The sequence below is a fragment of the Acidovorax sp. GW821-FHT10E03 genome, from assembly GCF_059415205.1.
In genome coordinates, this window is the sequence record NZ_JBWKMU010000013.1 from 64,635 (window position 1) to 77,459 (window position 12,825).

10 protein-coding genes are annotated in these 12,825 nt (G+C 69.8%); 2 read left to right on the forward strand and 8 right to left on the reverse strand.

Annotation, left to right across the window (positions count from 1 at the left end; genetic code table 11):
• Positions 1-141: 141 nt before the first annotated feature.
• Positions 142-762 (reverse strand): VOC family protein, encoded by a 621-nt coding sequence (locus tag AC07OD_RS21905; RefSeq protein WP_494598006.1) that lies wholly within the window; start codon positions 760-762, stop codon positions 142-144.
• Positions 763-974: 212 nt separating this feature from the next.
• Here AC07OD_RS21905 and AC07OD_RS21910 point away from each other — a divergent pair, with 212 nt between their 5' ends.
• Positions 975-2,747: an ABC-F family ATP-binding cassette domain-containing protein gene (locus AC07OD_RS21910; protein ID WP_494598007.1), complete on the forward strand. Its 1,773-nt coding sequence runs from the start codon at positions 975-977 to the stop codon at positions 2,745-2,747.
• A 134-nt stretch (positions 2,748-2,881) separates the two neighbouring features.
• On the opposite strand, the gene AC07OD_RS21915 is transcribed toward AC07OD_RS21910, so the two are convergent.
• From AC07OD_RS21915 to hemC, 7 genes are all read right to left on the reverse strand, one after another.
• The gene (locus AC07OD_RS21915; RefSeq protein WP_218293746.1) at positions 2,882-3,460 is read right to left on the reverse strand and encodes a YceI family protein; all 579 of its coding nucleotides are present in this window, start codon (positions 3,458-3,460) and stop codon (positions 2,882-2,884) included.
• A gap of 211 nt (positions 3,461-3,671) precedes the next feature.
• Positions 3,672-4,250: a YceI family protein gene (locus AC07OD_RS21920; protein ID WP_369641831.1), complete on the reverse strand. Its 579-nt coding sequence runs from the start codon at positions 4,248-4,250 to the stop codon at positions 3,672-3,674.
• A gap of 167 nt (positions 4,251-4,417) precedes the next feature.
• Positions 4,418-4,999 carry a cytochrome b gene (locus AC07OD_RS21925; RefSeq protein WP_369641832.1) on the reverse strand — a complete coding sequence of 194 codons (582 nt, stop codon included), beginning with the start codon at positions 4,997-4,999 and terminating at the stop codon, positions 4,418-4,420.
• 360 nt (positions 5,000-5,359) lie between these two features.
• Complete coding sequence (locus AC07OD_RS21930; RefSeq protein ID WP_218293748.1) at positions 5,360-6,637, reverse strand: heme biosynthesis HemY N-terminal domain-containing protein; 1,278 nt, start codon at positions 6,635-6,637, stop codon at positions 5,360-5,362.
• 163 nt (positions 6,638-6,800) lie between these two features.
• Positions 6,801-7,934, reverse strand: coding sequence for a uroporphyrinogen-III C-methyltransferase (locus AC07OD_RS21935; RefSeq protein WP_218293749.1), 1,134 nt, complete (start codon positions 7,932-7,934; stop codon positions 6,801-6,803).
• Positions 7,931-8,743 (reverse strand): uroporphyrinogen-III synthase, encoded by an 813-nt coding sequence (locus AC07OD_RS21940; protein WP_494598008.1) that lies wholly within the window; start codon positions 8,741-8,743, stop codon positions 7,931-7,933. The genes AC07OD_RS21935 and AC07OD_RS21940 overlap by 4 nt, the downstream gene beginning before the upstream one ends.
• Positions 8,744-8,750: 7 nt before the next feature.
• Positions 8,751-9,695, reverse strand: coding sequence for a hydroxymethylbilane synthase (gene hemC / locus AC07OD_RS21945; RefSeq protein ID WP_494598009.1), 945 nt, complete (start codon positions 9,693-9,695; stop codon positions 8,751-8,753).
• Positions 9,696-9,834: 139 nt separating this feature from the next.
• On the opposite strand from hemC, the gene ppc reads away from it, so the two are divergent.
• Complete coding sequence (gene ppc, locus AC07OD_RS21950; protein ID WP_218293753.1) at positions 9,835-12,624, forward strand: phosphoenolpyruvate carboxylase; 2,790 nt, start codon at positions 9,835-9,837, stop codon at positions 12,622-12,624.
• The last annotated feature ends 201 nt before the right edge of the window (positions 12,625-12,825 follow it).

The window sequence follows — 12,825 nt, forward strand, 5'->3', positions numbered from 1 at the left end:
CGCCGTGGCGCTCCGCGCTTAGCGAAGGCAAAGTGCTTGCTATAGTTTGTATAGCTATCAGCGCTTGAATATCAAGCGCTGCGGCCGTTTTTTATTGATATGGGCGCCGCACGGCGCCACGCTGCGGCCTGGGCCTGCGCTTCAGCCGCGCACGTACTCGGGCCGGTCGTTCTGCTGGGGCTTGAGCGGAGCGGCCACCTTGCCCTCGGCGCGCTCCTTGCGCCACTGCTCCTTGCGGGCCGTCCACTCGTTGAGCCGCGCATGGGCCACGGTGCTGTCCTTGGCCATCTGCTCCTCGTTGGCCAGCTGGGCCGACAGCTCCAGGCGGATGCCGTTGGGATCGAAGAAGTAGATGCTGTGGAAGATGTGGTGGTCGGTCACGCCCAGCACCTCGATGCCATGGGCTTCCAGGCGCTTCTTGGTGTTCTCCAGTTCCTCGACCGTGTTCACGCGGAAGGCGATGTGGTTGACCCACAGCGGCGTGTTGGGCGAGGGCTCGGCCTTCACGTCGTCGCCCAGGTCGAAGAAGGCGATGAACGAGCCGTCCCGCAGGCGGAAGAAGAAGTGCGTGTAGGGGCAGTACTCGCCCGTGCTGGGCACGTAGTCGCTCTGGATGATGTGGTAGAGCGGCAGGCCCAGGATGTCTTCGTAGAAGTGGCGCGTCTCTTCCGCGTCGCGGGCCTTGTAGGCGTAGTGGTGCAGCTGCTGGATGGCGGCAGGCGCGGGCAGGGTGGCCAGATCGGGCGTCGGGGCGGCATTCATGCGGTGTCTCCTCAAATGGATGGCTGCAATTCTACTATTCGTAATTGATTTACGTTAAGTTAATTTTTATGTGGGTGATTTGCGGTACATTCCGCAGTCACACCCATTCGTGCCGAGGTATTACTCCCATGCGCCTTTGAGCCTCTTCAAGCCGTTCCCCTGCCGCCCTTTGCGGGCCAGGTGGTTGCATGTCTTGCCTGGAGTGCTTTTGCATGGCGACACCTTCACGGGGCGAATCCGCCCATGGCAGCCGCAGCGCTGCCGCAGCCTCGGCTGCTGATTTCCCATCATCATCATCTTCTTCTGCTCCTTCATCGCAGGCCCCTGCCGGGCAGGGCAATGCGGCGCCCGGCGCGGGTCAGGCCGTGCTGCAGTTCGCCGAGGTTGGCTGGAGCCCGCCTGGCGGCCAGGCCCTGTGGGGCCGTCCGCTGACGGTGTCCCTGGGCCCGGGCGTGACGGGCATCGTGGGTGCCAACGGTTGCGGCAAGAGCGTCTTCCTGCGGCTCGCGGCGCGCGCGCTGCAGCCCGCCAGCGGCGCCGTTCTGGGCGATCCTTCGCTGCATGTGGTGGCGCAGGAGGTGGCTGCTGCGCCCCGTGCCACGGTGGCCGACGTCGCAGGGCTGGGGCCGGCGCTGGGCGCCCTGGCGCGGCTGGAGGCGGGCGAGGGCACGCCCGATGACCTGCTCGTGGCCGATGGGCGGTGGGACCTGCCCGCGCGCTGGCGGCAGGCGCTGCACGCGCTGGGGCTGGGCCACCTGCCGCCGGCACACGCCGCGCAGCGGCTCAGCGGGGGCGAGCGCATGCGCGTGGCGCTGGCGGGGGCTTTCCTGTCCGATGCCGAGCTGCTGGTGCTCGATGAGCCCACCAACCACCTTGACCGCGCGGGCCGGCGATGGCTGATGGAATCGCTGGCGCAGTGGCGGGGCGGCGTGCTGGTGGCCAGCCACGACCGCGAATTGCTGGGCGCGGTGGGCAGCATCGTGGAGCTGTCGCCCGCCGGGCTGCAGCGCTATGGCGGCCACTGGGGGCTGTACCAGGCCCAGCGCCAGGCCGAGGCCGCCGCCGCCCAGGCCGCGCTGGACCACGCGCGCACCGAGCGCGAGCAGGGCCTGCGGGCGCTGCAGCGCGAGCATGACGCCCAGCAGCGCCGCGCGGCACGCGGGCGCGCGGAGGGGCGCACCACCAACCAGGCGTCCATCCTGCTCGACCGCCGGAAGAACAGCGCACAGGCCCACGCCGGCCGCGAGCACGAGCGGCAGCAGCAAGAGCGCCAGCGGCTGAACGAGGCCGTGCGCGAGGCTGCCCTGCGCGTGCCCGCGCAGGCAGCCGCGGCGCTGGTGCTGCCGCAAAGCGCCGTGCCGGCGGGCAGGCAGGTGCTGGCGTTCGAGCAGGTGCAGGTGCCGCATGCCCCACCGGGCTTGCCTGCGCTGAACGGCGTGTGGAGTGGCCCCGTGCGCATAGCGATCACCGGGCCCAATGGGTGTGGCAAGAGCAGCCTGCTGCGGCTGGTCGCGGCGCCGGATGGCGTGCCTGAAGGCGGTGTGCGGCGCGGCGTGCGGGCCGCCTGGCTGGATCAGCACAACACCGCCGCGCTGCCCCCGCAATGCAGCGTGCTGGATCGGCTGCGGGCACTGGGCTCGCCGCTGCCCGAAGCCGCGCTGCGCACGCACCTGGCACAACTCGGGCTGGATGCGGACAAGGTGCATCGCCCGGCCGGTGTGCTCAGTGGCGGCGAGCGCATCAAGGCCGCGCTGGCCTGCGCCCTGTGGTCGTGCGAGCCCGCGCAGATGCTGCTGCTCGACGAGCCCACGAACCACCTGGATGTGGATGCCGTGGACGCCTTGCAGGCCGCGCTGGGGGCCTTCACGGGCGCGTTGGCCGTGGTGTCGCACGACACCGCCTTCCTGCGCGCGCTGCGGCCGGACGTGGTGTGGGCCTGGCGGCCGCAGGGCTGGGACCTGGACGCCTCGCTGGACGCCGCCTGAATACACCCTCGGGCAGCTTGCACCCCGCTGGATGGGGTGTGCGCAATGAAGAAAAAAGCCACCCGCTGCGCTGAGGCTGCGGGTGGCTTTCGGGCAAGGCGCCAGCGGCGCCCTGCGGGCAGTGACGACCGTGATTACTGCTTCACGGCTTCGATCTGCACCACCAGGCGCACGTTCTTGGGGAAGCCCCACTCCACGCCGTAGTTCATGCCCCACTGGGTGCGGTCGATCGTGGCCTCGAAGTCGCCACCGCACACTTCGCGCTTGAGCATGGGGCTGTCATAGCAGTTGAACTGCGTGGCCTTGAGCGTGACGGGCGCGGTCTTGCCCAGCAGCGTGAGCTGGCCGGCCACTTCGCTGACCTTGTCGCCGTTGAAGCTGAACTTGTCGGACACGAACTTGATGGTGGGGTGCTTGGCGGCATCGAACAGGTCGGCGCTTTGCAGGTGCTTGTCGAACGGGGGCGTGCCCGAGTTCACCGAGGTGGTGTCGATGGTGATGTCCACCTTGCCGGACTTGGCCGCGCGGTCGAACTCCACGGTGCCTTGCTTCTTGTCGAAGCGGGCGCGGTTCGTGGTCGTGCCGAAGTGGCCGATCTCGAACGTCACGAAGGTGTGCGTGGGGTCGATGGCGTAGTTGGCGGCCTGCGCGGCGCCGGCGGTCATTGCGGTGGCAGCGGCCACGGCGAGCAGGGAGAACAGGGACTTGCGCATGGGTAAATACTCCTGGAGCAGTGGTGGAAAGAAAAGGAAGGAAAAAAGGAAAGAAATCAGCGATTCAATGCCGTGCGACGCGGGGATCGGGCACGTTCAAGCCAGCGCTCCCGCACAAGGGCCGCCCCGCTGCGCTGGCAGCGTCCCCCTCCCGCGTTGCGTAGCAATGCGAGAGAGGGGAAGGCGCGAAGCGACTCCGGGGGAGCTTCATTCAAATCTTGCCCACGCCGGTGAGCGCGAGCTTGAATTTCACGGTCACGTCGTCGGCCACCATCGAGGTGTCGGCCCACTCGTTCTCACCGATCTTGAACGCCAGGCGCTTGATGGGCAGCGTGCCTGTGGCGGTGGTGCTGGCCCCGCTTTGGGTCAGCGTGACGGGCACCACCACGTTCTGCGCCGTGCCCTTGATGGTGAGCTTGCCCGCCACCTCGAACTTGCCGCCACCCAGCGCCTTGATGGCGGTGGATTCGAACTGCGCCTGCGGGAACTTCCCCACGTTGAACCACGTGGGCTTGGGCAGCTCGGCATCGGTCTCGCGCGATCCGAGCGTGGCGCTGCCGGTATCGACCGTGAACGCGATCTTGCTGGTGGCCGGCTTGGCCGGGTCGAACGCCACCTGGGCGCTGAACTTCTTGAAGTGGCCGTCCAGCGGCACGCCCATCTGGCGGGCGGTGAACTGCACTTCGCTTTGGGCGGGCACCAGTTGTTGCTGGGCCAGGGCGGCCTGGGCGCCCACGGCCAGGGCGGCGCCCAGCACGATGTGGGACAGGGTGGAAGAAGACAGATTCATTCGAAAACTCCGTTCAAAAGACAGAAAAGAGAAGGTGGGGCGGTCGGCTGGTGTAAGACAGGGGCGCGCATCCGCCAGTGCGCCCGTGGAGCCGGCTCTGCCGGGCCTGCGGGTGCGGTCCCCTCCCGCCGAACAGGGAGACGGCGCGAAGCGGCTCGGGGCCCGCCTCATCCACCAGGCAGCATGCGGGCGAGCAGGCCGTCGCGGTCCACGATCTGGTGCTTGAGCGCGCCCGCGATGTGCAGCACCACGAGGCCCGCCATTGCAAATGCGGTGTACTGGTGCCAGGGCTTGATGGCCTCGGCCAGCTCCTTGCTCACGGGCACGAAGTCGGGCAGCTGCCACAGGCCCAAGAACACGATGGGGAAACCGGCGGCCGAGCTGTAGGCCCAGCCGATCAGCGGCACGGCGAAGAACAGCGCATAGAGCAGCCCGTGCGTGGCGTGGTGCGCCAGCTTCTGCCAGCCGGGCATGGCCTGCTCGATCGCTGGCGGCAGTGCGGGGGGGCGGTGCGTGGCGCGCCACAGCAGGCGCAGCACCGACAGCACGAGGAGGGTGACACCCGCCCACTTGTGCCAGTTGTAGAGCTTGAGCCGCTGCGGCGAGAACGGCAGGCCCGTCATGTAGATGCCCACGCCAAACAGGCCGATCAGCGCCAGGCCCAGCACCCAGTGCAAAAGCATGGCGGTGCGCGTGTAGCGGCGGGGCGTTGCGGCGGCCGGGAAGGCGGTGGTGGCAGGGGCAGTCATCTGGGAGCAAAAAGCAAAGCGGGTGGTCAGGTGGAGGCGCCGGGCCAGCGCCTCTCGGCCAAGGCTGACATTCGTCAAGCAATGGGGCAGTGTAGAAAGCCGTCACCGCATTCGGTTTCAGGCAGATTGATGCTTCAATTCAAAAAAAATGAATTGAGAGGGCCTGAGCGCTCAAAGTTCCCCAATGCTGTGCGGCTTGTGCATGGCCCGGGGACGGGGGAGGCGCTGGGCATGGGGAATGCCCCATCAGGGTGCATGCCGAGGGACTGAAACCGCGGCGGGGCGCGTGGTGGCGGTTACCGCAAGCGCGCACGGCGCGGTGCGGCGGCCTGCCTTGAGAAAAGGGAGAGGCCGGGGTGCTTACTGGCCGAGCGCGGCCTTCTTCCAGGCCTCGGCGGCAGCGGCCTCGTCCCCGCGCTTTTCGGCCAGTTCCGCCAGATGGCGCCAGGCGCTCGCCCGCAGGCTGGTGTCGGCGAGCTGCTGCGCCGCCTGGGTGAGCAGCTGCTGGGACTTGCCCCACAGCTGGCGCTTGAGGCAGGCCATGCCCGCCAGGTACTGCAGGCGCGCATCGCGCGGGTTGGCCTGGTGCGCGGATTCGATGCGGGCCAGCCAGGGCGCGTCCAGTGCGTCCAGCCCGGCTTCGAGCGCGCGTACCAGCTTCAGCGCATGGTGCTCGGCCAGTGCGTCGGGCAGGTCCACCATGCGTTCCCACACCGGAAGCAGCCAGGCGCGCACCTGGGTGGCATCGCCGCCCAGGGCGGCCAGCCGCTGGGCGGCATGGATGGCGAGTTCGGGCATGTTGCGCTCGGAGGACTCCAGCGACATCCAGATCTGCTGCAGCTGCGCGGTGTCGTGCGCGCTGTTGATGAGCTCGGTGGCCAGGCCGCGCACGATGCTCTGGGCCGCGGCGGGCGAGAACGCGCGGTGCTTGCCCAGCAGGCGCGCGGTATCGAGCGCCTCCTGCGTCTGCCGTGCCAGCCGGGTCGCCTTGAGCTTGATGCGCAGCGACAGCGTGCGCCGCGCCGCGCCCTGGGGCAGGGCGGCCAGGCGGTCGAGCGCCGCGCCCGCATCGCGGTCGTCCAGCGACCAGCGGGCCGCGCGCATCTGCGTGCCTTCGCGCATTTCCTGCTCGCTCACGGTGCCGCGCGCGGGGGCTTCCTGAAGCGCGTCCTGCAGGTGGCTCTCGCGCGTGGCGCTGTCCTGCAATGCGTGCGAGGCCTCGGCCGCGATCATGTGGGCCAGGGCGCGCAGCTGGCGGCCGTGGGGCACGGCCTCGCCGGCGGCGCCCAGCGCATGTTCCTGCGACAGCGCGGCCACCGCCGCCTTGCGCGAGCGGATGAAGCGCCCGCCGAGCATGTGGGTCAGCGCATCGAGCAAGGCCGCGTGCATGGCGCGCTCCTTTTGCTGCACGCGCCAGCGGCGGGCCTGGTGGGGCAGTTCCAGCAGGGCGGCCAGCGCGCGCAGCGCCGCGTACACGGTGACGAAACCGCCCACCAGCAACAGCACCACCATGTTCAGCGACAGGTCGATGCGGTAGGGCGGCCAGTACAGGGTGACGGTGCCCTGGTTGTTGCCCGCGAACAGCGCGGCGGCCACGGCCACGCCAAACAATGCCAAAAGCCAAAGTGCTGCGCGCATGTCGTCAGTCCGTTATTCCACCGCGCAAGGCGGCGCCCGCAGCCCGTGGCACGGGCGCGGTCCAGGCGAGCGCCACCGTGGAACTGGCTGTGCCAGGCCACCGGTGGCGTCCCCCTCCCGCAGGAGAGGGGGAAGGCGCGAAGCGACTCAGGGGGTGATTCATTTACCTTCCCGCTGCGGCAGTGGCCAGCGCGGACAGGGTTTCGTCCAGGCGCGGCTGCTCGGCCGCCTTCATGCTGGCCTGGGCCGTCTGCAGCGTGCTGGCCGCGTTCTGCGTGCGCCGCGAGGCCGGGTCGAAGTACTTGTTCAGCGCCACGGTGGCGGCGGCCAGGTCGGCCCGGGCCGAGTCGAACTGGCGCGCGAGAACGCCCAGGCGGGCGTTGAGCAGCTTGAGCTTGAGGTTCTCGCGCAGGAAGAAGGTCTGTTCGGGCGCCAGAAGGATCGCCTCGGGCTGGTCGATGCGGCTCACCCGCACCAGCCCCCGGGCCTCGTCGCGCACCACTTCCCAGCTGCGCTGCAGCGCAGCCTGCCACCAGGCCATGCCGCCGGTGGAGGCCGGCATGCCGCCCGGCGCCGGGGGCGCGGCCGACAGGCGCCGCGTGGCGGCGGCCTGGGCCACCGCATTGAGCACGGGCAGCTCGTCCACCTGGCGCACCAGGTCGTCCAGGCGGGCCAGCAGGCCGGCGGTGTCGGTGACGGTGGCGCGGGTCAGGCGGTCCAGGTCGCGGCCGATGGCGCGCTGCACGGGCGCCAGCCGGGGCTGGGCGGCGCGCTCGATGCGCAGGTTGGCGCTTTTGAGCGCGGCCACCAGGGGCTCCAGGCTGCCGGTGAGCTGTGCCTGCTGCTGGGCCAGGCGGATAGCGGATTCGATGTCCACCACCAGGTTCTCGTCGCGCGAGCGCGACAGGCTCTGCATGAGTTCCTCGAGCTGGCTGCGTTGCAGCGCCACCTCGCTCACCCGCGCCTCGGCCACCGACAGGCGGGCGGCCGTCTCGCGCACCAGCTCTTCGGCCTGGCGGGCCATGGTGCGGGCCTCGATCGCCTGCGCACCCGAGTCCGCAGACTGCCGGGCGAGCTGCTCCTGGATGGAGCTGAGTTTTTGCCACAGCAGGCCGCTGCTGACCAGTGCCGCCGCCGCCACGGTGCCCAGCAGCAGCGTCACGGCGCCGCCCCGGCCGGGAGCGGGTGTCGGCGCGGCGTGCGAAGGCGCGGGGCCCGCTGCGGGTGCGCCCACGGGCGCCGCCACGGGGGCTGCGGCGGGTGCAGGGGGCAGATCGTTGGGGGGCACGGAACTCATGCCGCCGATTCTATCGAGGCCACCACGTCTTCCAGGGCCGGACGGCATTCCCGCACGGCGCCAAAGCCCGCCGCACGGGCCGCCTCGGCGATGCGCGGGTGCGTGGCCAGCGCCTGCGCGGCGCCCCAGGGCTGGCCGGGCAGGGCCTCGGCCAGGTGGCCCACGGCTTCGGAACTGCTCAGCAGCCAGAGGGAACCATCGTGCGCCGCCTGTTGCGCCAGCGCCACCTCGTGCGCTGAAAAGCGGGGCGCGCCGCGTTGGTAGGCCACCACAAACTCCACCGTGCCGCCCGCTGCCTCGATCTGGCGGGCCAGCCAGTCGCGGCCGCTGCCCTGGGCGGACTCAGGCACGCTGCCGGATCTTCCGCGCACGATCAGCACACGGTCGCCGGGCCGTACCTGCGCGGCCACCTGCTGCCACAGCGCTTCCGAGTCGAACTGCGGCGCATCGGGCGCCGGACCGTCGATGCAGGCCGAGGGCACGCCGGCCTGCTCCAGTGCGCGCGCCGTGCCGGGGCCAGGTGACCATGCTCTTGTTTTGATAGCTGCCAGCGCTTTTCCATCCAGCGCTGGAGGCCTACTGGATCCAAAAAAATGGGCCACGGCATTGCCACTGACAAACATCAGGGCGCGGTACTGCGCAAGGTGGGCCCTGGCCCGGGCGAGCGCCTGCCGCGCAGCGGGGTCGCGGCAGGGGCCGATGGCGATGAGCGGCAGCGCCACGGCGCCGATGCCGTGCGCGCCCAGCATCTCCACCCAGTGCGCGGCCTCGCGGGCGGGCCGCGTGACGATCACCCGGGGCGAGGGCATGGGCGCCTCAGGGTTGTGGAAGGCTGGCGGGGTCCGCGCCCCGTGCGCCGCCCGCGCGCAGGCGCTGGGCAATCGCGTCGCCCAGCGCTTCGGCCTGCGCCAGTGTGCCGACGGGGGCGCTGGCCTGCGCGCGCACCAGCGGGGCCTGGCCGTCCGGGTCGCCCCAGGCGGCATCGAGCTGCAGCACGCCGGCGGCCAGCGTGCCGTGCGCCGCCAGCGGCATCGAGCAGCTGCCGCCCATGGCGCGGCTCACGGCGCGCTCGGCGGCCACGGTCAGCCAGGTGGGCTGGTGGGCCAGCGGCGCCAGCGCGTCGATCAGGTCTTGCCGGTCGCTGCGCACCTCGATGCCCAGCGCGCCCTGGCCCGCCGCGGGCAGCATGGCCGTGGGCTCGAACGTGGCGCGGATGCGGGAGGCGAGCCCCAGGCGTTTCAGGCCCGCCGCCGCCAGCACGATGGCGTCGTACTGGCCTTCGTCCAGCTTGCGCAGGCGTGTGTCCAGGTTGCCGCGCAGCGGCTCGATCCTCAGGTCGGGCCGCAGGGCCTGCAGCAGCACCTGGCGGCGCAGGCTGGAGGTGCCCACCACCGCGCCCTGGGGCAGGGCGTCGAGGTTTTCATAACGGGGCGAGACAAACGCATCGCGCGGGTCTTCGCGCTCCATCACGCAGGCCAGGGCAAAACCCTCGGGCAGCTCCATGGGCACATCCTTGAGCGAGTGCACGGCGATGTGCGCGCGGCCTTCTTCCAGCGCCACCTCCAGCTCTTTCACGAACAGACCCTTGCCGCCCACCTTGCTCAGCGACCGGTCCAGGATCTGGTCGCCCTTGGTCGTCATGCCCAGCAGCTCCACCGTGTGGCCCCGTGCGCGCAAAAGGGCCTGTACATGCTCGGCCTGCCACAGGGCGAGACGGCTTTCGCGCGTGGCAATGACGATGGTGAGGGGTGTCTGGGGCATGCTCAAGTTCGTAACCTGTTTGTAATCATTCAGGGGCGGGCGATGCTAGCATGCGCCCGCACTGGGGCTGGTGCGGCCCGGGGGCATGCCGGGCGGACGGCGCCGGCGATCCCCCCCATCCCATTCCGGAGACCACCGCATGAAACGATCCGACAAGGACCAGCCCCTGATTGACGACATCCGCCTGCTCGGCCGCATTCTGGGCGACGTGATCCGGGAGCAGGAGGGCGTGGCCGCGTATGAGCTGGTGGAGCAGGTGCGCAAGCTGTCGGTGGCGTTCCGCCGCGATGCCGATCAGGAGGCCGACCGCGCGCTCAAGAAGCTGCTCAAGTCCCTGTCGGGCGACCAGACGGTGAGCGTGATCCGCGCCTTCACCTACTTCAGCCACCTGGCCAACCTGGCCGAAGACCGCCACCACATCCGCCGCCGCGCCGTGCACGAGCGCGCGGGGGACACGCAGGAGGGCAGCATCGAGGTGGCCCTGTCGCGCCTGCGCTGGGCGGGTATCGCTCCCAAGACGATTTCGCAGACGCTGGCGGGCAGCTACGTGGCCCCGGTGCTCACGGCCCACCCCACCGAAGTGCAGCGCAAGAGCATTCTGGATGCCGAGCGCGACATTGCCCAGCTGCTGGCCGTGCGCGACGACATCCAGGTGCGTGCCCAACTGTACAACAGCGCCAAGGACGCGCTCACCCCGCGCGAACTGGCTGCCAACGAAGCCCTGCTGCGCGCCCGTGTGGCCCAACTGTGGCAGACGCGCCTCTTGCGTTACAGCAAGCTCACCGTGGCCGACGAGATCGAAAACGCGCTCTCTTATTACGAGGCCACCTTCCTGCGCGAGATCCCCAAGATCTACGCCGACCTGGAGAACGAGCTGGGCCAGTACCCCGTGCACAGCTTTCTGCGCATGGGCCAGTGGATCGGCGGCGACCGCGACGGCAATCCCAACGTCACCGCGCAGACCCTGCAATACGCACTGGGCCGGCAGGCCGAGGTGGCCCTGCGCCACTACCTGACCGAGGTGCACTACCTGGGCGGCGAGCTGTCGCTGTCGGCGCGCCTGGTGCAGGTGTCCGCCGAGATGGAGGCCCTGGCCCTGCGCTCGCCCGACACCAACGAACACCGCCAGGACGAGCCCTACCGCCGCGCGCTCACGGGCATCTACGCCCGCCTGGCGGCCTCGCTCAAGGAACTGACCGGCGGCGAAGCCGCGCGCCATGCGGTGGTGCCGCAGAACCCCTACGGCAGCGCCGAGGAGTTCCTGGCCGACCTGCGGGTGATCGAAGCCTCGCTGCAATCGCACCATGGCGAGGCCCTGGCGGGCGAACGCCTGCACCCCCTGATCCGCGCCGTACAGGTGTTCGGCTTCCACCTGGCCACGGTGGACCTGCGCCAAAGCTCCGACAAGCACGAGGAGGTGGTGGCCGAACTGCTGGCCAAGGCGCGCATCGAGCCCCACTACGCGGGCTTGCAGGAAGCCGCCAAGCGCGCGCTGCTCATCAAGCTGCTGAACGACGCGCGCCCGCTGCGCGTGGTGGGCGCTGAGTATTCCGCACACGCAAAGGGCGAACTGGCCATCTTCGAAACCGCCCGCGTGATGCGCGAGCGCTTCGGCCACGAGGCCATCCGCCACTACATCATCAGCCACACCGAAACGGTGAGCGATTTGCTCGAAGTGCTGCTCTTGCAGAAGGAAGTGGGCCTGATGAACGGCACGCTCGATGCCGAGTCGCGCAACCACCTCATCGTGGTGCCCCTGTTCGAAACCATCGAAGACCTGCGCAATGCCGCGCCCATCATGCGCGAGTTCTATGCGCTGCCCGGCGTGGCCGCCCTGGTGCAGCGCAGTGGCGGCGAGCAGGACATCATGCTGGGCTACAGCGACAGCAACAAGGACGGCGGCATCTTCACCAGCAACTGGGAGCTGTACCGCGCCGAGATCGCCCTCGTCGAACTCTTCGACGAACTCGCCACCAGCCATGGCATCCAGCTGCGCATGTTCCACGGCCGGGGCGGCACCGTGGGCCGGGGCGGCGGCCCGAGCTACCAGGCCATCCTGGCGCAACCCCCCGGCACCGTGCGCGGCCAGATCCGCCTTACCGAGCAGGGCGAAGTCATCGCCTCCAAATATGCCAACCCCGAGATCGGCCGACGCAACCTGGAAACCCTGGTGGCTGCCACGCTCGAAGCCACGCTGCTGCAGCCCACCAAGCCCGCCACCAAGGCGTTCTTGGACGCCGCCGCGCAGCTCTCGCTGGCCAGCATGGGCAGCTACCGCGCGCTGGTGTACGACACCCCGGGCTTCACCGAATACTTCTTCAACTCCACGCCGATCCGCGAGATCGCCGAACTGAACATCGGCTCGCGCCCCGCCAGCCGCAAGGCCAGCCAGAAGATCGAAGACCTGCGCGCCATCCCCTGGGGCTTCAGCTGGGGCCAGTGCCGTTTGACGCTGCCCGGCTGGTACGGCTTTGGCTCGGCGGTCGATGCGTTCGTGAACCTGGAAGGCAAGGACCCCAAGACCCAGCTGGCCCTGCTGCAAAAGATGTACCGCCAGTGGCCGTTTTTCCGCACGCTGCTGTCCAACATGGACATGGTGCTGGCCAAGAGCGACCTGGCGCTGGCCTCGCGCTACAGCGAACTCGTGACAGACGCGCGCCTGCGCAAGAAGGTGTTCACCAGCATCGAGGCCGAATGGCACCGCACGGCCGAGGCGCTCACGCGCATCACGGGCGACAAGCAGCGCCTCACGCACAACGCGGCGCTGGCCCGCTCCATCAAGCACCGCTTTCCGTACATCGACCCGCTGCACCACCTGCAGGTGGAACTGGTGCGCCGCTGGCGCGCGGGGCAGGGGGATGAGCGGGTGCAGACGGGGATTCACATCTCGATCAACGGGATCGCTGCGGGGCTGCGCAACACGGGCTGAGGTCGTCGGCTTCCCTGGGGGGCGGTGGCGCCCTTTGCAAGATGCGGGCAGGCCCGATAGCATGGGCCCAGGGGGGAGAGGACACGCGGGCAGATCGCCGGCCGCCTCTTCGGACGGGTGCGGGGAATCTGGAGGCTGCCGGGCAGGCTCCAGGCGGCATCCTCGCGGTCGCTTCAGGGTGGGAGGCATGGCTTGGGCATT

Bases quoted from the DNA above. Each gene is read 5' to 3' on its own strand.
- ppc (WP_218293753.1), top strand. From the start codon at position 9,835: ATGAAACGATCCGACAAGGACCAGCCCCTGATTGACGACATCCGCCTG.
- AC07OD_RS21940 (WP_494598008.1), bottom strand. From the start codon at position 8,743: ATGCCCTCGCCCCGGGTGATCGTCACGCGGCCCGCCCGCGAGGCCGCG.
- AC07OD_RS21930 (WP_218293748.1), bottom strand. From the start codon at position 6,637: ATGCGCGCAGCACTTTGGCTTTTGGCATTGTTTGGCGTGGCCGTGGCC.
- AC07OD_RS21915 (WP_218293746.1), bottom strand. From the start codon at position 3,460: ATGCGCAAGTCCCTGTTCTCCCTGCTCGCCGTGGCCGCTGCCACCGCA.
- AC07OD_RS21910 (WP_494598007.1), top strand. From the start codon at position 975: ATGGCGACACCTTCACGGGGCGAATCCGCCCATGGCAGCCGCAGCGCT.
- AC07OD_RS21925 (WP_369641832.1), bottom strand. From the start codon at position 4,999: ATGACTGCCCCTGCCACCACCGCCTTCCCGGCCGCCGCAACGCCCCGC.
- AC07OD_RS21920 (WP_369641831.1), bottom strand. From the start codon at position 4,250: ATGAATCTGTCTTCTTCCACCCTGTCCCACATCGTGCTGGGCGCCGCC.
- hemC (WP_494598009.1), bottom strand. From the start codon at position 9,695: ATGCCCCAGACACCCCTCACCATCGTCATTGCCACGCGCGAAAGCCGT.
- AC07OD_RS21905 (WP_494598006.1), bottom strand. From the start codon at position 762: ATGAATGCCGCCCCGACGCCCGATCTGGCCACCCTGCCCGCGCCTGCC.
- AC07OD_RS21935 (WP_218293749.1), bottom strand. From the start codon at position 7,934: ATGAGTTCCGTGCCCCCCAACGATCTGCCCCCTGCACCCGCCGCAGCC.